Raw genomic sequence first — 22057 nt, forward strand, 5'->3', positions numbered from 1 at the left:
TGAGGGCAAGACCTATCGGCGGTCACATTGATCGTGGATGGACCGGGCGGCGTCGCGGATGAGGCCTGGGCCTTCGTAGATGAGGCCGGTGTAGATCTGTATCAGGTCGGCGCCTGCGTCTATTTTCTCGACGGCGTCTTCGCCGCTCATGATGCCACCAACGGCAATGATGGGCAGGTCCGGGCCAGCGTGTTCCCTGATTCGCGCGACAACGTCGGTGGCTCGGGCCCGCAGCGGACGACCGCTGAGACCGCCGTTCTCATCGGCATGGCGGGCGCCCTCGACCAGGGTGTGATCGATGGTGGTATTGGTCGCGGTTATGCCGTCGATACCCGCTTCCTGGAGGGCATCCACCAGCCAGCGTATGGCGTCGTCATCGAGGTCGGGGGCGATTTTGACGACTAAGGGAACGTGACGCCCGCTCTCGGCCTGGAGTTCGTCACAGCGCCCACGCAGTCGATGAATCAGGCCAGTCAGATCGTCCCCCGCCTGGAGGGCACGCAGCCCCGGCGTATTGGGTGAGGAGAGATTGACGGCGATATAGTCGGCGATGCCGTGCACGGCCTCGAGACAGGCCTGATAGTCGTCGGCCGCGCGCTCGAGTGGGGTGTCACGGTTTTTGCCGATGTTCACGCCAATCGGAACGTCAATGCCGGGACTCGCATCGCGCACCGCGCTGCATAGGTGGCTGAGCCCTTCGTTATTAAAGCCGAGGCGGTTGATGAGTGCCTGATGCGCTGGCAGACGGAACAGTCGTGGCGTCGGATTACCGGGCTGGGCCACGGGTGTAACAGTGCCCAGTTCAAGGAACCCAAAGCCCAGAGCCGCCAGGCTGCGGATATGGTCACCGTTCTTGTCGAGTCCCGCAGACACTCCCACGGCGTTCGGAAAGCGCAGCCCGAGGACCTCACGCGGTGCCTCGATGCGTTTCGGGAAAAGCCGGCCGCCGCCGGCCCTGACCAGCCAGTCCAGTGACCCAAAGGTAACGTCATGCGCGCGCTCGGGGGGTAGCGTGAAGAGCAGGCGCCTGGCAGCACTGAACATAGGAACCCTCGACCCGGATGGTGGACGTGCCTAGACTGATGTCAGGCTGAAAATTGTAGCAGGAGTTCGTGCATGCGTCGGGTCATCTTCAACCAGAAAGGCGGCGTCGGGAAATCGACGATCACCTGCAACCTGGCGGCCGTCGCCGCCCATCGGGGGCTGCGCACGCTGGTGATTGATCTGGACACGCAGGCGAATGCCACCCAGTACCTGCTGGGTGAGTCACCCAGTGAGCCCGCCGACACCATCGCCGGTTATTTTGAAGATACATTGAGTTTTCGCATCTATCCGCGCGATATTCATCGCATTGCCCAACCGACGGGGTATAAAAATCTGGCGGTGGTACCCGCCCATCCGGCGCTTGAAACACTTCAGGGACGGCTCGAATCCCGCTATAAGATCTACAAACTCCGTGAGTCACTGACCGCGCTTGAGGGTTATGACCGGATTTATATTGACACGCCGCCGGCGCTCAATTTCTACACCCGCTCGGCGCTGATCGCCGCCGATCGCTGCCTGGTCCCGTTTGACTGCGACGCCTTCGCGCAACAGGCACTCGATGAACTGATCGCCGCGGTCGACGAGCTCAGAGTGGATCACAACCCCGAGCTCACGGTCGAGGCAATCATCATCAATCAGTTCCAGTCGCGGGCACGGCTGCCGGGAGAGTTAGTGGATGGTTTGCGGGATCAGGGGCGCCCCGTCGCCGAACCGTTCCTGCCATCGTCGGTCAAGGTCCGCGAATCCCATCAGGCGGCACGACCGCTGATTGATCTAGCGCCCCGGCACAAGCTGACGGCCGCGTTCAAGGAACTGCATGATCGTCTGGAGGCGCAATGAGCGAGCACTCCGTGGACACCCTCGACCGACTTCGCGACGCCGTGGCGGCTGCGCAGGACAACGGCGCGCTGGTCATTACCGATGATGACGCGCTCTCGACGCCCCTGTCCGCGGAGACTGTGGCGATCGTCGCTGCGCGCGAGGCGCAGGCAGGACTCGAGAACCTGCCCCAGGTGGAACTCGCCGTGGTGGACGGCGCCGCGGCGTTCGCCGACGAAGCCGCAGCCATCCAGCTCGTCAGCCGCCTGCGCGACGTCTGTGCAAGTCGGGTCCTGGTGATCGGCGCGCCGCAATCCGGTGCGTTGCTCGGTCGCCAGCAACTGATCGGGCTGGGATTCCGTCGCTGGGAGACCACCGGCGAGGGCGACGATCGCCGCCGCTGGTACGAATTCAGCCTCGCCGATTACAAGGTCACGCCGGATTGGCTCAATGCCAGACACTGGGCGAACCCCGAACTCTGGGACCGGTATCGTTGGTAGGCCTCAGTCAATATTCCTTGAGTCGAGCCACTCAATAATGGCATCCGCTGATCGCTCCCAGCCCGGCTCGATCATCATCGCATGGGCAAGGCCCGGGAGTGCCTCCCACGTCGCGTCCCAGACATTGGCGACCGCCTTCGTCTCGCGGGCATTGAACAGTGCGTCTTCGGCGCCGGCGATGACATGCATTGGGACATCACCGCTCACCAACCGGGGTCGGCCACGGGCATGGACATTCATATCCCAGAGCGCCCGCTGCGACTCGCGCTGGACGAGCTCAGCATAGCTTTCAAGGTCTTCGCGCGGCGTGGTCTCGGAGAAGACCGCGCGCTGGGCGACACTGCTATCCACGGTGCCTGCGCCGAAGAACTGCATCATCCCGAACTGCCAGTAAAGCATCGGATCGGTGGTCATCATCCGCAGGGTCGATGGCATGAGACCATGTGGTGGCACCGGCGCCATCAGCACCGCGGCTGAGACTGTCGCCCGTTCCATATAACGCTGCACGACCAGTGCGCCCATTGAATGGCCGACCAATATGGGCGGCGGGCCGTTCAGCTCACCCACCACTGTCGCAAGATCGTTGACGTAGTCGTTGATGCTGGCGCTGTCGAGACGCTCGATCCCCTCGCTGCCGCCATGCCCACGCAGACTCGGCGCGATCGCATGAAAGCCCTGACTGGCGAAGTAATCGAGAAAGTTTGGCTGCCACGACCATGCGCCCATGAAGGCCCCATGCACGAACACGATCGGCGTCCTTCGGGCGGCGCGTGCAGCCGGGGGCTGCGATGTCAGGATCTCGAGCGCCGGATCGCTGGATTGCACCCAATTCGGCCAATGGAAATGCGCAAACATTGGTTTCCCCTATTTCGTGAAGCCGATACGCTAACAGAACGAGTAATGAATTTTCCTGTGTCGTAGCGTGTCTGAGAATCAGTCGCCAACGATTGGATCAAGGTGGAACATTGAGAAAAGCCAACAGAATGACGCGCCTTCTCGGCTTCCTGGTCTTGCTCATCAGCGCACCAGGGCTGCTCGCGGCAACCTCCATCGAGCCGGATGCGATACAGGAGGAATCCGCGCAGGTGGTCGGTGAGTTATTGTCGCGCTACCACTACAATGACCGCGATGCCGGCGATGGGCTCTCACGGGCCGTCTTCGATGCCTACTTCGACGCCCTCGATCCGCAGCGCGTCTACTTCACCCGCGACGATATCCGTGCATTCGCTGATGAGCGCCGCGAGCTTGATGACCAGGTCAGCAATGGTGAGCTCGATACCGCCTACGCGATCTTCCAGCGCTATCGCCAGCGGGTGCGCGAGCGCAGTGAATTCGCCCTGGAAATGCTCGACGATGGTCTTGTCTTTGACCGTGACGAGGAATTTGAAGTCGACCGCTCGGATGCCGACTGGGCGACATCAACGTCAGGACTCGATGCCATCTGGCGCAAGCGCGTGACCAACGATGCGCTCAAGCAAAAGCTCAGCGGCCGTGATATGTCCGCGATCAAGGAATCGCTCCGCGGCCGATATGAACGCCTCCCGCGAACGCTATCGCAGTATGAGCCGGAAGATGTCTTTCAGACGTTCATGAGTGCATGGGCCGGTGAATACGACCCTCACAGCAGCTACATGTCGCCACGTCGTTCGGAGAATTTCGACATTAATATGCGCCTCTCGCTCGAGGGCATCGGTGCGCTACTCGGGAGTGAGGGGAACTTCGTCGAGATCGTCGAGCTTATCCCCGGCGGCCCGGCTGAGGGCAGCGGCGAGCTCAGCGCGGGCGACCGGATCGTGGGTGTCGGGCAGACACCGGACGCCATCGAGGACGTAGTAGGCCGGCGGCTTGCCGATGTCGTTGACCTGATCCGTGGTCCCAAGGGGTCAGAGGTGTACCTGGAAATCCTGCCACCGAGTGGCGCTGGCGACAGCACACAGGATGTCGTCTCCCTGACGCGCAACACCATTGAGCTTGAGGAGCAGGCAGCCCAGGCCGAGATCCGCGAGGTGAAGCGCGACGAGGACAACCGTCGCATCGGTGTGATCGAGATCCCGACATTCTATGCCGATATCGAGGCCGCCAACGCCGGTGACGCCGACTATCGAAGCACCACCCGCGACGTGCGTGAGCTGATCAACAGTGATCAGCTTGAAGGGATCGATGGTCTTATCATCGATCTGCGCGGTAACGCGGGAGGCTCGCTGGATGAAGCCGTCCGTCTCAGTGGTCTATTCATCGACGAAGGTCCAATCGTGCAGGTCCATCGGCGTAATGGTGAGCGTCGCGTCCTCAACGATCAGGAAGCGGAGGATGCGATGTACGACGGCCCGCTGGGCGTTCTCGTTGACGGTCGCAGCGCCTCGGCATCGGAGATATTCGCCGCCGCCATGCAGGACTATGGCCGCGGCGTAGTGATGGGGGATCAGACATTTGGCAAGGGAACCGTGCAGACGCTCATCAATCTGGATCGATTCGGGGTGGGCAACGAAGACAACCCCAGTGGCCGTCTCAAGCTGACCATCGCCAAGTTCTATCGCATCAACGGCAATAGCACGCAGCTGCAAGGCGTAACGCCCGATCTGGAGATGCCCTATCCCCACGGCAATGACGCGATGAGTGAGCGCGCTGCAGATAATGCCCTTCCCTGGGACACGATTCAGACTGCCGATTATCGGCGACTGGATCGGCTGGACGGATTGATGGGCGAACTACGCCACCGCCACGAGCGTCGACTCCGCCGGGACCCTGCTCTGACAGCGGTTTCCGACGAGGCCAGCCGCCTGCGAGAAGCACGTGAACAGACCACGGTCTCACTCAATGAAGACGAGCGCGAGGCATCAATGGATGCAGCCGCTGAGAAGCGTCTGGAGGCGATCAATTCACAGCGAGCGGCGTACGATCTGGCGCCCATTGAAGATCTATCCGCCATGACCGCCGATTCGGTGCCCGACGTACTCCTCGACGAGAGCGCAGCGGTGATTGCGGATCTCGCCGAGCTCAGGGCGGATGACGGTGCCCGCATCGCCGGGCGGTAACCGGCGCTCAGCGCGGCGCGAGGTGGTCGATGATCAACTGAGGGCGTTCGACACCACGGAACTGGTTGACCTCGAGCCGGAAGACCGCCTCGATCATCTGGCCCGGGGCCAACGCGATGTCCGCCGCAGCGTTGAATGCAATGGCGTCAATGGCCGTTGCAGGGGCCTCAAGCGGGCTCAGCGAGAGCTTGAGATGATACTCGCCGACAGTCCGTTGACTCTGGACCCGGAACCAGTCGTGGAACTGGGGCTCTGGAAACGCTGCCCCCCAGGGACCGGCGTAACGGATCAGCGATGCCGTCTCGAGCGTGTAGGCATCGGCAGGTGGCGCCCCATCGGTCCAGAATACCTCGGCATCCGGCTCATCTCCCACTCGCTCGCGGGCACATTCGACAAGTAGCGTCTTGAAGGCCTCAAAGGAATCACCCTTCAGCGTCAGCCCCGCGGCCATCGCATGGCCGCCGAAGCGCTGGACCAATCGGCCTTGACTGCGGGTGTTCACGGCATCGAGCAGGTCCCGCATGTGCAGTCCTGGCACCGAACGGGCGGAGCCCTTGATCTCACCGGATTCGCCGGGTGCGAAGGCGACCACCGGCCGACGGAACCGGTCCTTCAGTCGTGAAGCGACAATTCCAACCACACCCTGGTGCCAGCGCGGGTTGAACAGACACAGGATCGGCGCAACCTCCCCGTCCGCTTTCAGTGATTCCGCCTCGACATCGGCCACGGCCGTATCCCGCATCTCCCGTTCCAGATGGCGACGCTCACGATTAAGACGTTCGAGATGCCCGGCGCATTGCTGCGCCGTCGTGGCATCGGCGGCGATCAACGTCTCGATACCCAGACTCATGTCATCCAGCCGCCCCGCTGCATTCAGCCGTGGCGCCGCACCGAATCCCAGGTCGGTGGCGTTGGCGCGGGCGGGCTCGCGACCGGCGGCGTCGAGCAGTGCCTGAATACCGGGGGTACCGCGCCCCGAGCGAATCCGGCGCAACCCCTGTTCGACCAGCAGACGATTGACACGGTCAAGTGGCACCACATCGGCCACCGTCCCGAGGGCGACCAGATCCAGGTGCTCAGCGAGGTTGGGCTCGGGGCGCCCGTCGCTGAACCATGCCGCAGCCCTGAGCCTGGCCCGGGTCGCGAGGAGGACGTAGAAACAGACACCAACACCGGCGAGATGATGACCTTCAAAGCCCTTCGACCCGACCTGTGGATTAACGATGGCAAGCGCTGGGGGCAGTGTCTCGCCGGGTAGATGGTGATCGGTCACCACCACACCGATGCCCGCCGCCGCGGCCGCCTCCACGCCATCGTTGGCACTGATGCCGTTATCCACCGTAAGGATGAGATCGGGCCGGCGCTCCCGGGCAACCGCCACCAGCTCGGGCGAGAGCCCATAGCCGAATTCAAAGCGATTGGGCACAAGGTAGTCGACATGACCGGCGCCCATGGACTGCAGGCCCTTGACCGCCAGTGCCGTGCTGGTCGCCCCATCAGCATCGAAGTCACCGACCACCAGAACCCGCTGACCGGCCATGATGGCCGTGGCCAGTGTCTGCGCCGCCCGATCAGTGCCCGTGAGTGCGGTTGGTGACGGCATCGAGCCGAGCCCATACTCGAGCGCCTGCGCTGATGTGACACCCCGCGCCCGGTACAGATCCCGCAGAATGGTGGGGAGTGTATCCGGCAGCCCATCGGCTGCGTCCGCCGGCTGACGCTGGCGGATCCGCGGGCCGGGCGTATCAATCATTCGCGCTCGATCCAGGCGCTCAGGGGCCGGACCGATTGCCAGAACCGCCGCCGAGCGCCCGATCCAAACGTGAATTCATGATCGCCACCGACCTGTAGACGCACCGCCCGGCCGGATTCAAGTGCAAGATCATGGAGCACCGGGGCCCAGATAGCCTCGAAGCGCTGAAGGGCCGCGAGCCAACCCTCGACATCGCCACCGAGCAACGCCCGCTCCGCATCCGTCCAGACGATCACGGCGGTATCCGCACCCGCGAGCATCTGTTGATTAACGGCATCCGGGGCGCTGACCTCGGCATTCAGCGCTCGGCCGACGCCAAGCGCCAGCGGATCGTCGCTGATGATCCAGGGAGTACCATTGCGGCCAGCGTGGATCGGGCCATGTGAGACCTCACCGCCACCCCAGAACCACAGTCCGTTGACGGGCAGCTCGCCGCGTGTTTCACGGGCCCGATTGACTGGATGGTCATAGAGAAACATCTGCGCTTCATTGAGCAGCTTCCGCCACGGCCGGGTCGCTGCATCATCCGGAATCACAGTATCCAGATAGCGACCAGCCACCGCAGAGAGCGATGGAAGATCCGGACCCAGCGGTGTATCGGCGACCAGCAGCCATTCGCCGTCCCGGCTGTGGAGCTCGAGTCCGTCGTCGGCGAAGGCACGATTGAAGTCCGTGCAGATCGAGGCGGCGTCATCGGCGCTTGGACGAACCGCATCACCGGCGAAGAGCAGCAGTCGGTCACGGTCGGGGCGCATATGCGCGGGGGCGGCCCGGTAGCCGATCCGACCCGGCTCAATCCCGAAACCACTCGCAAGCATCCCCCCCGGCGGCACATCGCTTCCAGCGATGCGCCGGATCAGCGCCTCGCCATCAGCCCGCGAGGCCCCCTGGCGACGGGATTTACCGAGAACGTACTCCAGCGCCGGAAACGGTCCCGCTGAACCGGCCGCCTCGGCGAGCGTCGCTGGCACTGGCCCCAGTAGGGCTGGCGCCAGGCATTGGATCCCGGTGCGAGCCGTCACCGGCCTAGCCCATCTTGCCGAGGATCGCCTGGCGGACGGAGGAGCCGTCCGCATCCACCGTGGTCACCGCGGAACCGGCATGGCGCTGGGCGACATCAGTATCTTTCAGGCCGTGACCGGTCAGTGTGCATACCACCCGGCTCCCCGGTGGGATCCTGCCCTGCTCGATGTCCTGCATCGCACCGGCAACGGAGACGATTGAGGCGGGTTCGCAGAAAATCCCCTCGTGACTCGCCAGTTGGAACTGCGCATCGAGGATCGCCTCGTCGGTGAACTCGTCGAACCAGCCGCCCGACTCCTGCGAGGCGGTGCGCGCATAGTCCCAGCTCTGCGGTGCGCCGATGCGGATCGCGGTGGCCAGGGTTTCGGGGTGACTGACCGGTCCGCCACGCAGGAACGGCGCCGAGCCGCTCGCCTGATAGCCCAGCATGACCGGGCGGTTGCGGACGAGGCCCTCATGGAAAGCGCAGTCGCCGCCGCAGAACCCGCAGGCTTCGGTACCCGGATCCCCCGGGGAGAGTGCCATCTCGCTATAGCCCATCCAGTAGGCGGTAATGTTGCCAGCGTTCCCCACTGGCAGGCAGTGATAGTCCGGTGCCTCGCCGAGTGCCTCGCAGATCTCGAACGCTGCGGTTTTCTGACCCTGCAGGCGGTAGGGATTGACTGAATTGACGAGGCTGACCGGTGCCTGCTGCGCCATTTCCTTGACGATCCGCATGCCGTCGTCGAAGTTGCCGCGGATCTGCAGCACATCGGCACCATGCATGATCGCCTGGGCGAGCTTGCCCATCGCAATCTTGCCATCCGGGATGAGCACGAATGCCTTGATCCCGGCGCGGGCGGCATAGGCCGCCGCCGAGGCCGACGTGTTACCCGTTGAAGCGCAGATGATCGCCTCACTGCCCTCGGCCACTGCCTGGGTCACCGCGACCGTCATGCCCCGATCCTTGAACGAGCCGGTGGGGTTGAGCCCCTCGTATTTCACATACAACTCGATATCCCGCTCTCGAGCCAGCGGCAGGTTATCGAGCCGGATCAGCGGTGTGTTGCCCTCGCCCAGACTGATCGGGCGGGCCCCGGCATCCAGCGGCAGTCTTGACCCGTACGCGCCAATGAGCCCGGTGTAACGATTGCCTTTCATCAGAGTAGCGCCTCCACGCGGATCCGCGTCACATGACCGTGAATCGCTTCCATGGCCTCGATTCGGTCGCAGGCCTCATCCATGCGCGCCTCCTGGACCCGGTGGGTGAGCAGGATGACCGGGACGGTCTCGGCGGCGGGCGCGGGCTGTTTCTGGATGACCGCCTCGATGCTGATACCGGCGGTACTCAGAATACCGGTGATGTCGGCGAGCACGCCGGGCTGGTCCTGAGCCTCGACCCGAAGGTAGTACGCGGTCTCCACTGACTGCATCCCGACAACCGGCTCATCGGAGAGGGAGTGCGACTGGAAGGCCAGATAGGGCACCCGGTTCTCTGGTTCGAGTGTGAACTCGCGGACCACGTCCACCAGATCGGCGACCACGGCAGAGGCGGTGGGCTCGGCGCCCGCCCCCGCGCCATAGTAGAGCGTCGGTCCGAGCGGGTCGGCGTTCACCATCACCGCGTTCATGACACCGTCGACATTGGCCAAGAGCTGGCGTTCGGGCAGCAGCGTGGGGTGGACCCGCAGGGCGATACCCTCACCCTCGCGGCGGCAGATACCGAGGTGCTTGATACGAAAGCCGAGTTCCGCCGCATAGGCGACGTCGTCAGTACTGACCTGACCGATGCCCTCAGTGTAGACCTTGTCGAACTGTAGCGGGATGCCGAACGCAATCGAGGCGAGGATGGTGAGCTTGTGGGCCGCATCGATCCCATCGACATCAAAGGTCGGATCGGCCTCGGCGTAGCCGAGCCGCTGGGCCTCGGCGAGCACATCACCGAAAGCGCGACCGGCATAGCACATCTCGGTGAGGATGAAATTGCCAGTGCCATTGATGATGCCAGCGAGCCATTCGATGCGATTGCCGACCAGTCCCTCACGGACTGCCTTGATGATGGGGATGCCACCGGCCACGGCGGCCTCGAAACCAACCGTCACGCCGTTCGCCCGCGCCCGCGCGAAGATTTCGTTGCCATGCAGCGCGATGAGCGCCTTGTTCGCGGTTACCACATGCTTGCCATTGTCGATGGCACGCAGCATGAGGTCCTTCGCGAGGGTCTCGCCGCCGATCAGCTCAACGATGATCTGTATATCCGGATCGTCGACCACCGCCTGGGCGTCATAATCGAGCTGGATCCCCTCAGTGCTGCAGGTCCGCGGGCGATCGGGATGCCTCGCCGCAGCCCGGATCACATCCACCGGCCGACCGGCCCGTCGTGTGATCTCGTCTCGATTGCGCTCGAGCAGATTGACGGTCCCACCGCCAACCGTACCCAGCCCAAGTACCCCGACCTTTACCGGCTCCAAGTCGCTTTCTCCCCTGTTATTACTGCCCATAACCATCCCGCCGGAACATCTGTTTGATCCCCCGCACGGCCTGTCGTGTCCTGTGCTGATTCTCGATGAGCCCGAAGCGCACATGGGTATCGCCATATTCGCCAAAGCCCACGCCCGGTGACACCGCCACGCCGGCATCGCTGATCAATTTCTTGGCGAATTCCAGCGAACCCATCGCCTGATAGGGCTCAGGGATGCGCGCCCAGGCGAACATGGTGGCCTGGGGGCGATTGATCGGCCACCCGGCCGCCTCAAGCCCGTCGCAGAGCACGTCGCGCCGACCCTGATAAGTGTCGCGGATGTCCGTCACGCAGTCCTGGGGGCCCTCCAGGGCATGGATGGCGGCCACCTGTATCGGGGTGAACATTCCGTAGTCGAGGTAGGATTTCATGCGCGCCAGTGCGGCGATCAGCTTGTCATTGCCGCACATGAACCCGACCCGCCAGCCGGGCATGTTGTAGCTCTTGGACAGCGAGAATGATTCCACTGCAACCTCGCGGGCGCCAGGCACCTCGAGGATCGACGGCGCGCGGTAGCCATCGTAGACCAGGTCGGCGTAGGCAAGATCGTGAACGATCCAGATCCCGTGCTCCCGACAGATATCCACCACCCGCTCGAAGAACGCCAGATCCACACACTGGGCTGTTGGATTGGCCGGGAAGTTGAGGATCAGCATCTTCGGCTTTGGCCAGGTGTCCTTGATCGCCTTCTCGAGCTCGGTGAAGAAATCACCATCCTCGATCAGCGGCACATGGCGGATATCCGCTCCGGCGATCACGATGCCGTAGGGATGGATTGGATAGGCGGGGTTGGGGACCAGCACCGCATCGCCTGGACCCAGGGTCGCCAGCGCCAGATGCGCCAGGCCTTCCTTTGATCCGATGGTGACGATCGCCTCCGTCTCCGGATCGATTGGCACGCTATAGCGGGTCTCGTACCAGCGCGCGATCGCCTGCCTCAGTCGAGGGATGCCCCGCGAAACGGAGTAGCGGTGGGTGTCCGGCCGTTGGGCCGCCTCGGCGAGTTTATCGACGATGTGCCGCGGCGTCGGCTGATCCGGATTGCCCATGCCGAAGTCGACGATGTCCTCACCGCGGGCCCGCGCCTCCGCCTTGAGTTCATTGACGATGTTGAACACATAGGGCGGCAGGCGCTTGATGCGCTGGAATTCCTCGTTCAAAGCGATCCCCTCGGGCCGTTCGTCCAATCACGATCGGGATCATTTCCCGAAAGGCCGAATGATAACCCCTGAACGCTAAAATTGCCTCCCGGGACTGTCAAATCGGGGATTTTCCATCCACCAGCGCTGTGGCTTGCCGGCGGGGTCACTCAGTCGCTATCGTTCCGGCATGAAAATGAGTCTTGACGGTGCCGACGGCACTTACCGCATCCAGGGATACGCCGATGGCGAAATCCGTATCAACGACGTCCGTTATGGACAGAGCCTGCTGGTCGCGCCTGACACCCTCATCACCGAATGGGGGCCCACCTCACTGGAGGCGGTCGGGAGGACCGATTTCAAGCCAGTCCACGAGCTCGATCCCGAGGTGGTGCTGCTGGGAACCGGTGCGCGGCAGATTTTCCCCAGCCGCGAACTCATGCTCGGCATGTTCGAGAGCGGCATCGGCCTGGAGGTCATGGACACGGCATCGGCCTGTCGCACCTATAATGTCCTGATGTCAGAGGGCCGGCGGGTCGTCGCGGCGCTGATCATCGATCAGGGTAGATAGGCTGTCGGATTCACGGGCTGGCCACGCTCGCGCAGCTCGAAGTGTAGCTCGCCCGGGTAGTCATCGCTGGCGCCCACCCGGGCGATGGACTCGCCGCGGTCGACGGCATCGCCCTCTCCCACCAGCAACTCGCGGTTGTAACCGTATGCGGTCAGGAAGCGCTCGTTGTGCTTGATGATGATCAGGTTACCGTAACCGGGTAGACCATCCCCGCTGTAGACGACATGGCCGCCCGCGGATGCGCTGACCGCGCTACCCGCTTCCGCCGCGATGCCGATGCCCTGTTTGCCTGGCGCGTTGGCGTTGTATTCACGGACGATCCGTCCTTCCAGCGGCCATTGCCAGCGATCCGGGTCGTCTCGATCAGGGGCTCGTTCGGGCGTGGGTGTGGGCGTCGGGTCGCGCCGCGGATTCGCCGCCACACGCCGATCGCCTGCATCCTTCCCGGTCGGCGGGCGCAGACGCAGGCGCTGACCGGGATAGATGACATACGGCGGATCGATACCGTTCCAGCGGGCGACGTCCCGGAAGTCGAGGCCGACCGCGAACGCGATCTGGTAGAGCGTGTCGCCGTCGCGAACGGTGTAGCTCGCCGGCGTGCCCGCGCTCACGCCCAGTTCACGCAACGCACGGTCAGCGGGATAGTCGAACTCGCTGCAACCGGCGAGCGCGAGTAAAAGCAGCCCCCACCCCGCCAGCAGCCGCCTTACAGCGACAGGTAGGCGACGATCCCGAGCAGCACGATGACGCTGCACCAACCGATCCGCTCCATATAACGTCGCAACCAGGGTTCAACCCGCGCCCCGCCCCAGCTGATCACAACCGCGACGAGGAAAAACCGCGCACCACGACCCAGCAGTGACGCCAGCACGAACGGCAGCCAGGCCACCGCCATCGCCCCAGCGGCGATCGTGAAGACCTTGTAGGGAATGGGCGAGAAGCCGGCCACCAGTACCACCCAGAACCCCCAGTCGGTGAACCAGCGGCGTGCCTGCTCATAGGCCGGCTCATAGCCCGCCTCCTGAATAAGCGGCAGCACAACCTCGAGGCCGACGAGTCCGATCAGATAGCCGAGAATCCCGCCGACAACGGAGGCGATCGTTGTCAGCGCAGCGAGCCGCAGCGCACGCTGCGGTCGAGCCACGCACATCGGTGCCAGCATGACATCGGGGGGTATGGGGAAGAATGACGACTCCGCGAAGCTCAGTCCAGCCAGCAGCCATGGCGCTCGTCGGTGACGCGCCCATCCAAGCACACGGTCGTATAGCGAGGTGAAAAGCGCCATTACTCGATCCCACCACGCATCGGCACGAAACTCACCGACTCGATTGTCTCCTCGACCAGCGCCCCGTCCTGTCGGTGCCAGACGCGCAGCTCCTGTGCGCCACCCCCGCCCACCGGCGCGATCAGCCGACCCTCATCGGCGAGCTGGTCGAACAGCGCCGCGGGAACCGCCTCAGGGGCGGCGGTAAGAACGATCGCATCGAACGGCGCCGCGGCGCTCCAGCCCGCGTAACCATCGCCCAGTCGCTGCCGGACATTGTGGATGCCCAATTGGCGGAACAGCCGCCGACTGCGCTCGTGCAGGGCGCCGATGCGCTCGATGGTATTGACCCGATCCACCAGCGCGGCAAGCACCGCCGCCTGATAGCCCGATCCGGTGCCGACCTCGAGGACATGTCGCGGTATACCGTCGCGGATCAGCACCTCGGTCATCCGGGCCACCACGAACGGCTGGGAGAGGGTCTGTCCGTGCCCGATCGGCAGCGCTGTGTCTTCGTAGGCGCGCGATGCGAGCGCCTCGTCCACGAATAGGTGACGCGGGAGCTGACGAATGACGTTGAGCACCCGGGAATCCTGAACACCGGCGCTCTCGAGCCGCGCTGCGAGTCGCTCGCGGGTGCGGCGGGAGGTCATGCCGATCCCCTGCATCCGCTGGGTATCCATTAACGCAGCCCCTCGATCCATCCAGCCACCGAGTCCAGTGCCTGATACCGGGTCAGGTCGACCTGCATCGGCGTGATGGAAATGGCGTTGCGCTCGATGGCATCGAAATCGGTGCCGGGTCCGGCGTCCTGTCTTGCCCCGGGTGGACCGATCCAATAGATCGTACGACCTTTTGGATCGCGGTCGCGGATGGCCGCCTCGGCCCGGTGGCGGCTGCCAAGACGCGTCGCCTCGATACCGCTGATCGCCGCCCAGGGCACATCTGGCACATTGACGTTGAGGATCGTATCCGCCGGTAGCGGGTCATGATGGAGCTGGTCGATCAACCGCCGGGCGATGATCGCCGCGGTTTCATAATGCTCGGGCATATCACCCACCAGCGAGATGGCAATGGCGGGCAGGCCGAGCGTGCGTCCCTCGACAGCGGCCGCGACAGTACCGCTGTAGAGGACATCGTCACCAAGATTGCCCCCGGCATTGATGCCGGACACCACCATGTCCGGCAATGCCTCGAGCAGACCCGTGGTCGCTAGATGCACGCAGTCAGTGGGTGTACCGTCAACGCGGAATACACCGGTGCGGATCTCCTCGACCCGGATCGGCTGATCCAGTGTCAGGGAATTGCTGGCCCCGCTGCGGTCACGCACCGGTGCCACCACGGTCACCGTGCCCTGCTCCGCCAGCCCCGCGGCGAGCGTCCCGATACCGGTGGACTCATAGCCGTCGTCGTTACTCACCAGGATTCTCATGTAAGGTCCTTTTCGCCTTGTGCTTTTGCCCGTGTACTATACCGATCCGGAGGCGCTGCGGGAGACAGCCATGGAAGATCATGATTCAGATACCGCGCTTTTCCGGGCGGCCATGGAGGATGTCAATCCGCTCGACCGCGACGACGCGCCGGATCTGCGCCGTCGCCGCCCACCGCCCGTCCCGGGACAGCGGCGTGCCGATGACCGCGCGGTCCTGCGTGAACTCGCCGAGGGTGAGCGCGACGGCTCGGAGCTGGGTGCCGAGCTTGGCGAGGCACTGGCCTGGTCGCGGGCGGGCCTGCATCGCAAGACGCTGCGACGGCTGCGGCGCGGTGAGTTCAGCGTGATGGCCGAGCTTGATCTACATGGCCACACCGCTGATTCCGCGCGCCGGCTGATGCACGACTTCCTCAATGAATGCCATCGCCGCCACATGGGGTGCGTCCGTGTCATCCATGGCAAGGGACGCCGCTCATCGAACGCGGGACCGGTGCTCAAGGGCCAGGTCGATCGCTGGCTCCGACAGCGCGACGACATCCTTGCGTTCTGCTCCGCCCGGCCGGTGGACGGCGGCACCGGTGCGCTCTACGTCCTGCTGAGGCGTTGATCAGCGTTCACGTGCGGCCACCAGCTCGCGGAGCACAACCGTTGCATAGGCGCCGCGCGTCAACCAGAACCGAAGTCGCCAGGTCGATCCATCGAGCTGCCGGGCCGCAAGGCCGTGGACACTGAGGCGTAGCGCACGCCGGTCCGCCACCACCCGGCGTGCCTCCAGCGATTCGATCCAGGAAGCCCAGTCCCCCAGCAGACCCGCCTCGCGCGCCGTGAGTCGATCCGAGAGCGCCTGGCGGCGGTTGAGCGCACCTGGCAGCGGACCGGTGGGATGGATGCGCAGACCGGCCGCACGGCGGCGGTTGAAGGCAGCTTCCTCCACCTCGGCCGTAAAGAGGCTGCCGCGTCCATCAAGGGTCAGCGCATCGCCGGTCTGTGGCCAGCGCCAGTCACCGTCCTCGACCCGCTGCGCCAGAACGGCATTGAACATCGCTGAACGCGCGGCTGAAATCAGCATGCTGCGATCATTGCGCGACCGCGGTCGGATCGTCCCGGCAAACCAGTCGCGGGCTCGAGTGAGATTCTGCTCGTCATGCCCGAACCGCTGGCCACCGAAGTAGTTGGGGACGCCGTGGCGGGCCAAGGTCACTACCCGGCTCGCCATCGCCTCGGGTGGGAGCTCGACGTCGCGCAGGGTGAGTGTGAACTGATTGCCGCTCAGCGCGCCGACCGGCAGCTTACGTCGATGACGCTCGACACTGAGAACCTCGAGCCATGCTGCCCCGTCATCGAACACCCTACCGCCCGCCGGGGTGGGCGCATTCACCGGCCAGGGTACGGACAGCCACTGAGTGGTCACCGCAACCCGATCCTTTCGGCCGGCATAGCCCATGCCACGACGATCCACCTGCCATTGGTCGGCAAGCATCTGGATCGCGCGCAGCGTCGTCAGACCGCATTTACGAATGTGCACCAGTAGATGGGGGCCGGCCCCCTCGGCGGCAAAGCCGAGGCGCTCATCGACCTGGAAATCCTCGGGGGCCGCAGCCACGGTCGCCGCCCCCAGGGCCGGCCCCCAAGCACGGGGCAATCGGTCGGTGGCGTTCATGCGCGCTCGATCATTGCAACGGCGGTGGTGGCGATGCCCTCGCCGCGGCCGGTGAATCCCATCCACTCAAGCGTTGTCGCCTTGAGATTGACCGCCGTCGCGTCGACTCGAAGATCCGCAGCGATATGATCGATCATCGCCGGCAGATAGCCCGCGAGTTTAGGGCGCTGGGCGATGATCGTGGCATCGATATGACTGACGTCCCAGCCGCGATCGGCGAGCGTGGACTGCACGCGGCGGAGGAGCAAGCGACTGTCGATATCCGTGAAGGCCGGGTCAGTGTCAGGGAAATGATGGCCGATATCCCCCATGCCGGCGGCACCGAGCAATGCATCACAGATGGCATGAAGCAGTGCGTCGCCATCGGAATGGGCGTCAAGCCCGTAATCGAAAGCAATCTCGACGCCGCCCAGCACCAGCGGCCGCCCGGTGACCAGTCGATGGGCATCGACGCCCTGACCGATTCGTATCATGCGCCCTCTCCTGTCCATTTCCGGTCGAGCGCCCAGGCAAGCCAGTACGCGTCCTGCGGATAGGTATATTTGATATTGCCCGGATCACCGGCCACCAGGCGGGGCCTGGCGCCCAGCCGCTCCATGGCCTGTGCTTCATCGGTGACCGCATCATCCGCCACCATGGCGAGCGCCGACTCAAGCCGACCCAGGGGAAAGAGTTGTGGGGTCATCGCCTGCCACAGCCCCTCCCTTGAGGGCGTTGATGCGACGCGCCGGTCACGATCCGCGCGCTTTAGCGTGTCACGGACCGGCGCGGCGAGGAGCCCGCCATCCGGGTCGTCCGCCACCTGCTCGATCAGCCGACGGATATCATCCCGGCGCACCGCAGGGCGAGCGGCATCGTGCACGAGCACCCGGTCGTCGGCATCAGCCCCCCAATGGCGCAGCGCTGCCAGCCCGGCCCGGACTGACGCCTGGCGCTGGGCCCCGCCGACACAATCGCTGCACCGCGAATCGCCTGATGGCAGGACCGTTTCGAAATACCGGTCATCAGCGTTGCGCACGACCATGACACCAGTGACATCCGGCATGCCAAGCAGAGCATCGATCGACCAGCCAAGCACCGGGCGCCCGGCGATTCGGTGATACTGCTTCGGACCCTCCGAGTCCATCCGCTGACCGACGCCAGCCGCCGCGATCAATCCCCAGAGCCGGTAATCAGTCACGTGGAATGACGACCCGATAGAATTGCTCGTCGGTGCCGATCATGCCCATGTCGCGACGCGCCCGTTCCTCGACACTCTGCAGGCCACCGCGTAGATCCGCGACATCAGCCGCCAGCGCACGATTCCGCTCATCGAGGCGTTCATTCTCGGCACGCTGCTCGGCGACAGCGGCCTGCATCCGACGCATCGCCGGGATACTGCCCTCGCCCAGCCACAGTTGCGACTGCAGCACCAGTATCAATAGCACCAGGCCGACCGCGATCCAGCGCATGACCGGCTTCAGGCACCCATGCGACGCAGATTGGGGAAGGCCGTGCGACCGGCGTAGCGCGCCCGATCACCCAGCGCCTCTTCAATCCGCAGCAGCTGGTTGTACTTGGCAACCCGATCCGAGCGACACAGTGATCCGGTCTTGATCTGCGTGGCCGTACTGGCGACTGACAGATCAGCGATAATCGTATCCTCGGTCTCCCCCGAGCGGTGCGAGACAACGGCGGAGTAGCCGGCCTGATCGGCCATGCTGATGGCATCCAGCGTCTCAGTCAGTGTGCCGATCTGATTGAATTTGATCAGGATTGAGTTGCCGATGCCCTTGTAAATACCGGACTGGAAGATCCGGGTATTGGTGACAAACAGGTCGTCGCCAACCAGTTGCACGCCCTCGCTGATCTGGCGGGTGAGGGTCGCCCAGCCGGCCCAGTCATCCTCGCCCATGCCATCCTCGATGGAGATGATCGGATAACGCGCCACCCAGTCCGCGAGCACCGCGGCGAATCCATCCGCATCGAAGCGGCGATCCTCGGAGGCGAGATAATACTGGCCGTTCTCGCAGAATTCCGAGCTCGCCGCATCCAGCGCGAGCCAGACCTGCTCACCCGGCGTGTATCCGGCCGCACGGACGGCCTCGAGAATGACCTCGATGGCCGCCTCGTTGGAGGGTAGATCCGGTGCGAAACCGCCCTCATCGCCCACCGCCGTGGAGAGGCCGCGGCCCGCGAGCACTTTTTTCAATGCGTGGAAAATCTCGGTACCACAGCGCAATGCATCGCTGAACCGATCAAAGCCGATCGGCATGACCATGAATTCCTGGATATCGACGCTGTTGCTGGCGTGTGCCCCGCCGTTGAGGATATTCATCATCGGCACCGGCAGCGTGTATTCCTCCGCCGGTGCGAGGTAGGCGAACAGCGACTGTCCGGCCGACTGAGCGGCGGCCTGGGCAACAGCCAGTGACGCCCCCAGCAGTGCATTCGCACCAAGACGGCCCTTGTTCTCGGAGCCATCGAGCTCGATCAACCGCTGGTCAATGGCCCGCTGGTCTTCCGCCACCTGACCGTTCAGCGCATCATTGATCTCGCCATTGACGTTGGCCACAGCCTGCAGAACGCCTTTGCCCAGGTACCGCGACTTGTCCCCGTCGCGCAGCTCCACGGCCTCGCGGGCACCGGTGGAGGCCCCCGAAGGTACCGCCGCCCGACCGATACTGCCATCGCTGAGCGTCGCCTCGGCCTCGAGGGTGGGGTTGCCGCGCGAATCAAGGATCTCGCGGGCATGAATGCGGGTGATACTGGGCATGCTGCCTCCTTTTAAAGTTCGTTTTCGGCGAAGCCGTGCTGCTTGACCACGTTATCCATTGCCAGCAGCGCATCGAGTAATGCGGGCAGCTGATCGAGTGGCCAGCTGTTCGGACCATCACTCAGCGCGTTCGCCGGATCCGGGTGGGTTTCCATGAAAAGACCGCTGATACCCGCCGCGACCGCGGCACGGGCCAGCACCGGGACATGTTCGCGCTGCCCGCCGGATGCGCTGCCCTGTCCACCGGGTAGCTGGACGGAATGCGTGGCATCGAAGATCACCGGCGCACCCGTTGTCCGCATCACCGCCAGCGAGCGCATATCCGCGACCAGGTTGTTATAGCCAAAGCTTACTCCCCGTTCGCAGACCGCGATCCGGGTGTTACCGGTCGCCTTTGCCTTATCGACCACATGCGACATATCCCAGGGCGCCAGAAACTGTCCCTTCTTGATATTGACTGGAAGGCCGCAGGCGGCGACCGACTGTATGAAGTCGGTCTGGCGGCAGAGAAACGCCGGCGTCTGCAGCCAGTCGACGACATCCGCGACCTCATCGAGCGGCGTATATTCGTGAACATCGGTGAGGATGGGAATGCCGAATCGTGCCCGTACCGCAGCCAGTGTCTCCAGCCCTTGTGACCGCCCCGGTCCGCGATAGCTACGCGAGGACGACCGGTTGGCCTTGTCGTAGGATGCCTTGAAGATGAACGGGATACCCCGTCGTGCCGTGATCTCCGTCAGTCGCTCGGCGATCGCCAGGGTGGCGGAATGCGATTCGACCACACAGGGGCCGGCGATCAGGCAGAGCCGCTGATCGAGCCCCAGTTCGTGGCCCTGCACGCGGATCGTCACGACTCGCCGTCCCGCCGCTGGTCACGCTGGACGGTGGCGGCGGCGATGAAATCGGTGAACAGCGGATGGCCATCCCGCGGCGTTGAGGTGAATTCCGGATGGAACTGGCAGGCAAGGAACCATGGATGATCTGAGAGCTCCACGGCCTCGACCAGGTGGGTATCGCCCGACCAGCCGGCAATCACCAGACCGGCCCCGGTGAGTCGGTCCGCGTAGCCATTATTGAATTCGTAGCGATGGCGGTGGCGCTCACGGATGACGTCTTTGCCATAAACGCGATGGAATCGGGTCCCGCGCACCAGTGTCGAGGCCTGGGCCCCGAGCCGCATGGTGCCGCCCATGTCGGAGTCGGAATCGCGGTACTCACGAAGCCCCTCGGCGTTCATCCATTCGGTGATCAATGCAATGGCCGGATGGCGCGGATGGGTCACGAACTCGGTACTGTGAGCGCCCTCCAGGCCGGCGACATGCCGCGCGAACTCGATCACCGCCACCTGCAACCCCAAACAGATGCCAAGGAATGGAACCCCTTCACGCCGGGCATAGCCCGCCGCAGCGATCTTGCCCTCGATACCGCGCTCGCCGAAGCCACCGGGCACCAGGATCGCATCGACATCGTTGAGCAGCGAGGTGCCCTCACGCTCGATCTCCTCGGAGTCGACATAACGGATGTGCACAGTCTGACGCTTTTGGATGCCGGCATGGCGAAGTGCCTCGTTGAGGGACATGTAGGCGTCCGCCAGGTCAACGTACTTACCCACCATCGCCACGGTGACCTCGCCCTCAGGCGATTCCATCGCCTCCACGACATGGGCCCAGTCGTTCAGCGTGGCTGGCGGGAGGGTCAATCCCAGTTTCTCGGCCACAATCCCATCCAGCGCCTGCTCGTGGAGCATTGCCGGGACCTTGTAGATATTGTCGACATCCAGCGCCGAGATCACCGCCTGCGGCTCGACATTGGTGAAAAGCGCGATCTTTCGCCGCTCCTCCGCCGGGATCGGCATGGATGCACGGCAGACCAGGATATCCGGCTGAATACCAATGCTGCGCAGTTCCTTGACGGAATGCTGGGTCGGCTTGGTCTTCATCTCGCCAGCGGCACCGATCCAGGGCAGCAGCGTCAGGTGGATGAAAAGGCAGCGTTCGCGACCGAGTTCCGTGCCCATTTGGCGGATCGCCCCGAGAAACGGCAGTGACTCGATGTCGCCCACGGTTCCTCCGATCTCGATCAGCGCCACATCCGCATCGCCGGCGCCATGCTCAATGCAGCGCTTGATCTCGTCGGTGATATGCGGGATGACCTGAACCGTGCCGCCCAGGTAGTCGCCACGGCGCTCTTTGCGGATAACGCTCTCATAGATCCGCCCGGTGGTGTGGTTATTCGCCTGGGCGGCGCGCATCCGCACGAAACGCTCATAATGACCCAGATCGAGATCGGTCTCGGCACCATCGTCGGTGACAAACACCTCACCGTGCTGGAAGGGGCTCATGGTCCCCGGATCGACGTTGATATAGGGATCGAGCTTGACCATGGTCACGCTCAGCCCCCGCGCCTGGAGGATGCTGCCCAATGAGGCGGCGGCGATGCCCTTGCCCAGAGAGGACACGACACCGCCGGTAATGAAGATAAAACGCGTCATGATACCGTCGGTTTGGTGGCGAAACGTGGTGGCGGGAGACCACTCGGAATGGATAGGGAACTTAGCAGAAG

At 64.0% G+C, this 22057-nt stretch carries 23 protein-coding genes; 5 read left to right on the forward strand and 18 right to left on the reverse strand.

Features of this window, described 5'->3' with window-relative positions:
• Nucleotides 1-12: 12 nt before the first annotated feature.
• Nucleotides 13-1044 carry a quinone-dependent dihydroorotate dehydrogenase gene (locus tag SPICUR_RS04760; protein WP_023366599.1) on the reverse strand — a complete coding sequence of 344 codons (1032 nt, stop codon included), beginning with the start codon at nucleotides 1042-1044 and terminating at the stop codon, nucleotides 13-15.
• Between the two features lie 72 nt (nucleotides 1045-1116).
• Here SPICUR_RS04760 and SPICUR_RS04765 point away from each other — a divergent pair, with 72 nt between their 5' ends.
• Entirely contained in the window at nucleotides 1117-1884 is a 768-nt protein-coding gene (locus tag SPICUR_RS04765; RefSeq protein WP_023366601.1) for a ParA family protein, read from the forward strand.
• Entirely contained in the window at nucleotides 1881-2363 is a 483-nt protein-coding gene (locus SPICUR_RS09540) for a DUF6231 family protein (RefSeq protein ID WP_023366603.1), read from the forward strand. Before SPICUR_RS04765 ends, SPICUR_RS09540 begins: the two co-directional genes overlap by 4 nt.
• A gap of 3 nt (nucleotides 2364-2366) precedes the next feature.
• On the opposite strand, the gene SPICUR_RS04775 is transcribed toward SPICUR_RS09540, so the two are convergent.
• Nucleotides 2367-3188: an alpha/beta hydrolase gene (locus SPICUR_RS04775; RefSeq protein WP_041382235.1), complete on the reverse strand. Its 822-nt coding sequence runs from the start codon at nucleotides 3186-3188 to the stop codon at nucleotides 2367-2369.
• Nucleotides 3189-3346: 158 nt separating this feature from the next.
• Here SPICUR_RS04775 and SPICUR_RS04780 point away from each other — a divergent pair, with 158 nt between their 5' ends.
• Entirely contained in the window at nucleotides 3347-5398 is a 2052-nt protein-coding gene (locus SPICUR_RS04780) for a carboxy terminal-processing peptidase (RefSeq protein ID WP_023366607.1), read from the forward strand.
• Nucleotides 5399-5405: 7 nt separating this feature from the next.
• Here SPICUR_RS04780 and recJ read toward each other — a convergent pair whose 3' ends face one another.
• The 5 genes from recJ to alaC are packed head-to-tail and all read right to left on the reverse strand — an operon-like array spanning nucleotide 5406 to nucleotide 11834.
• Complete coding sequence (recJ, locus tag SPICUR_RS04785; RefSeq protein WP_023366609.1) at nucleotides 5406-7151, reverse strand: single-stranded-DNA-specific exonuclease RecJ; 1746 nt, start codon at nucleotides 7149-7151, stop codon at nucleotides 5406-5408.
• Nucleotides 7148-8122 (reverse strand): hypothetical protein, encoded by a 975-nt coding sequence (locus tag SPICUR_RS09545; RefSeq protein ID WP_023366611.1) that lies wholly within the window; start codon nucleotides 8120-8122, stop codon nucleotides 7148-7150. Before SPICUR_RS09545 ends, recJ begins: the two co-directional genes overlap by 4 nt.
• A 55-nt stretch (nucleotides 8123-8177) precedes the next feature.
• A complete protein-coding gene (gene thrC, locus SPICUR_RS04795) occupies nucleotides 8178-9314 on the reverse strand; it encodes a threonine synthase (RefSeq protein WP_023366613.1) in 1137 nt (378 codons plus the stop codon).
• Complete coding sequence (locus SPICUR_RS04800) at nucleotides 9314-10624, reverse strand: homoserine dehydrogenase (RefSeq protein ID WP_041382240.1); 1311 nt, start codon at nucleotides 10622-10624, stop codon at nucleotides 9314-9316. Before SPICUR_RS04800 ends, thrC begins: the two co-directional genes overlap by 1 nt.
• Nucleotides 10625-10643: 19 nt before the next feature.
• Nucleotides 10644-11834 carry an alanine transaminase gene (gene alaC / locus SPICUR_RS04805; RefSeq protein WP_041382242.1) on the reverse strand — a complete coding sequence of 397 codons (1191 nt, stop codon included), beginning with the start codon at nucleotides 11832-11834 and terminating at the stop codon, nucleotides 10644-10646.
• A 169-nt stretch (nucleotides 11835-12003) separates the two neighbouring features.
• Between alaC and SPICUR_RS04810 the strand changes: the two genes are divergently transcribed.
• Nucleotides 12004-12384: an Mth938-like domain-containing protein gene (locus tag SPICUR_RS04810; RefSeq protein ID WP_023366619.1), complete on the forward strand. Its 381-nt coding sequence runs from the start codon at nucleotides 12004-12006 to the stop codon at nucleotides 12382-12384.
• Here SPICUR_RS04810 and SPICUR_RS04815 read toward each other — a convergent pair.
• From SPICUR_RS04815 to surE, 4 genes are read right to left on the reverse strand one after another with little or no spacing between them, the layout of a single operon-like run.
• Nucleotides 12372-13139 carry a peptidoglycan DD-metalloendopeptidase family protein gene (locus SPICUR_RS04815; protein ID WP_237220313.1) on the reverse strand — a complete coding sequence of 256 codons (768 nt, stop codon included), beginning with the start codon at nucleotides 13137-13139 and terminating at the stop codon, nucleotides 12372-12374. The genes SPICUR_RS04810 and SPICUR_RS04815 overlap by 13 nt on opposite strands.
• Nucleotides 13091-13669: a YqaA family protein gene (locus tag SPICUR_RS04820; protein ID WP_023366623.1), complete on the reverse strand. Its 579-nt coding sequence runs from the start codon at nucleotides 13667-13669 to the stop codon at nucleotides 13091-13093. The genes SPICUR_RS04815 and SPICUR_RS04820 overlap by 49 nt, the downstream gene beginning before the upstream one ends.
• Nucleotides 13669-14331: a protein-L-isoaspartate(D-aspartate) O-methyltransferase gene (locus SPICUR_RS04825; protein WP_023366624.1), complete on the reverse strand. Its 663-nt coding sequence runs from the start codon at nucleotides 14329-14331 to the stop codon at nucleotides 13669-13671. The genes SPICUR_RS04820 and SPICUR_RS04825 overlap by 1 nt, the downstream gene beginning before the upstream one ends.
• Nucleotides 14331-15080, reverse strand: a complete 750-nt coding sequence (surE, locus tag SPICUR_RS04830) for a 5'/3'-nucleotidase SurE (protein ID WP_041381692.1) — start codon at nucleotides 15078-15080, stop codon at nucleotides 14331-14333. Before surE ends, SPICUR_RS04825 begins: the two co-directional genes overlap by 1 nt.
• A 70-nt stretch (nucleotides 15081-15150) precedes the next feature.
• Between surE and SPICUR_RS04835 the strand changes: the two genes are divergently transcribed.
• On the forward strand, nucleotides 15151-15687 hold the full coding sequence (locus tag SPICUR_RS04835) for a Smr/MutS family protein (RefSeq protein WP_041382245.1): 537 nt from the start codon (nucleotides 15151-15153) through the stop codon (nucleotides 15685-15687).
• On the opposite strand, the gene truD is transcribed toward SPICUR_RS04835, so the two are convergent.
• The 7 genes from truD to SPICUR_RS04870 are packed head-to-tail and all read right to left on the reverse strand — an operon-like array spanning nucleotide 15688 to nucleotide 21986.
• Nucleotides 15688-16740 carry a tRNA pseudouridine(13) synthase TruD gene (truD, locus tag SPICUR_RS04840; protein WP_023366630.1) on the reverse strand — a complete coding sequence of 351 codons (1053 nt, stop codon included), beginning with the start codon at nucleotides 16738-16740 and terminating at the stop codon, nucleotides 15688-15690.
• Entirely contained in the window at nucleotides 16737-17213 is a 477-nt protein-coding gene (gene ispF / locus SPICUR_RS04845) for a 2-C-methyl-D-erythritol 2,4-cyclodiphosphate synthase (RefSeq protein WP_023366632.1), read from the reverse strand. Before ispF ends, truD begins: the two co-directional genes overlap by 4 nt.
• Nucleotides 17210-17920, reverse strand: a complete 711-nt coding sequence (gene ispD / locus SPICUR_RS04850) for a 2-C-methyl-D-erythritol 4-phosphate cytidylyltransferase (protein ID WP_023366634.1) — start codon at nucleotides 17918-17920, stop codon at nucleotides 17210-17212. Before ispD ends, ispF begins: the two co-directional genes overlap by 4 nt.
• Nucleotides 17913-18191, reverse strand: a complete 279-nt coding sequence (locus SPICUR_RS04855; RefSeq protein ID WP_023366636.1) for a septum formation initiator family protein — start codon at nucleotides 18189-18191, stop codon at nucleotides 17913-17915. The genes ispD and SPICUR_RS04855 overlap by 8 nt, the downstream gene beginning before the upstream one ends.
• A gap of 8 nt (nucleotides 18192-18199) precedes the next feature.
• Nucleotides 18200-19495 carry a phosphopyruvate hydratase gene (gene eno, locus SPICUR_RS04860; RefSeq protein WP_023366639.1) on the reverse strand — a complete coding sequence of 432 codons (1296 nt, stop codon included), beginning with the start codon at nucleotides 19493-19495 and terminating at the stop codon, nucleotides 18200-18202.
• A gap of 11 nt (nucleotides 19496-19506) precedes the next feature.
• Nucleotides 19507-20340, reverse strand: coding sequence for a 3-deoxy-8-phosphooctulonate synthase (kdsA, locus tag SPICUR_RS04865; RefSeq protein ID WP_041382247.1), 834 nt, complete (start codon nucleotides 20338-20340; stop codon nucleotides 19507-19509).
• Nucleotides 20341-20342: 2 nt separating this feature from the next.
• On the reverse strand, nucleotides 20343-21986 hold the full coding sequence (locus SPICUR_RS04870) for a CTP synthase (RefSeq protein WP_023366643.1): 1644 nt from the start codon (nucleotides 21984-21986) through the stop codon (nucleotides 20343-20345).
• Nucleotides 21987-22057: the final 71 nt, after the last annotated feature.

The organism is Spiribacter curvatus, assembly GCF_000485905.1.
Taxonomy (GTDB): Bacteria; Pseudomonadota; Gammaproteobacteria; order Nitrococcales; family Nitrococcaceae; genus Spiribacter; species Spiribacter curvatus.

Bases quoted from the DNA above. Each gene is read 5' to 3' on its own strand.
- SPICUR_RS04760 (WP_023366599.1), bottom strand. From the start codon at position 1,044: ATGTTCAGTGCTGCCAGGCGCCTGCTCTTCACGCTACCCCCCGAGCGC.
- SPICUR_RS04765 (WP_023366601.1), top strand. From the start codon at position 1,117: ATGCGTCGGGTCATCTTCAACCAGAAAGGCGGCGTCGGGAAATCGACG.
- SPICUR_RS09540 (WP_023366603.1), top strand. From the start codon at position 1,881: ATGAGCGAGCACTCCGTGGACACCCTCGACCGACTTCGCGACGCCGTG.
- SPICUR_RS04780 (WP_023366607.1), top strand. From the start codon at position 3,347: ATGACGCGCCTTCTCGGCTTCCTGGTCTTGCTCATCAGCGCACCAGGG.
- recJ (WP_023366609.1), bottom strand. From the start codon at position 7,151: ATGATTGATACGCCCGGCCCGCGGATCCGCCAGCGTCAGCCGGCGGAC.
- thrC (WP_023366613.1), bottom strand. From the start codon at position 9,314: ATGAAAGGCAATCGTTACACCGGGCTCATTGGCGCGTACGGGTCAAGA.
- SPICUR_RS04810 (WP_023366619.1), top strand. From the start codon at position 12,004: ATGAAAATGAGTCTTGACGGTGCCGACGGCACTTACCGCATCCAGGGA.
- SPICUR_RS04820 (WP_023366623.1), bottom strand. From the start codon at position 13,669: ATGGCGCTTTTCACCTCGCTATACGACCGTGTGCTTGGATGGGCGCGT.
- SPICUR_RS04825 (WP_023366624.1), bottom strand. From the start codon at position 14,331: ATGGATACCCAGCGGATGCAGGGGATCGGCATGACCTCCCGCCGCACC.
- surE (WP_041381692.1), bottom strand. From the start codon at position 15,080: ATGAGAATCCTGGTGAGTAACGACGACGGCTATGAGTCCACCGGTATC.
- SPICUR_RS04835 (WP_041382245.1), top strand. From the start codon at position 15,151: ATGGAAGATCATGATTCAGATACCGCGCTTTTCCGGGCGGCCATGGAG.
- truD (WP_023366630.1), bottom strand. From the start codon at position 16,740: ATGAACGCCACCGACCGATTGCCCCGTGCTTGGGGGCCGGCCCTGGGG.
- ispF (WP_023366632.1), bottom strand. From the start codon at position 17,213: ATGATACGAATCGGTCAGGGCGTCGATGCCCATCGACTGGTCACCGGG.
- SPICUR_RS04855 (WP_023366636.1), bottom strand. From the start codon at position 18,191: ATGCGCTGGATCGCGGTCGGCCTGGTGCTATTGATACTGGTGCTGCAG.
- eno (WP_023366639.1), bottom strand. From the start codon at position 19,495: ATGCCCAGTATCACCCGCATTCATGCCCGCGAGATCCTTGATTCGCGC.
- SPICUR_RS04870 (WP_023366643.1), bottom strand. From the start codon at position 21,986: ATGACGCGTTTTATCTTCATTACCGGCGGTGTCGTGTCCTCTCTGGGC.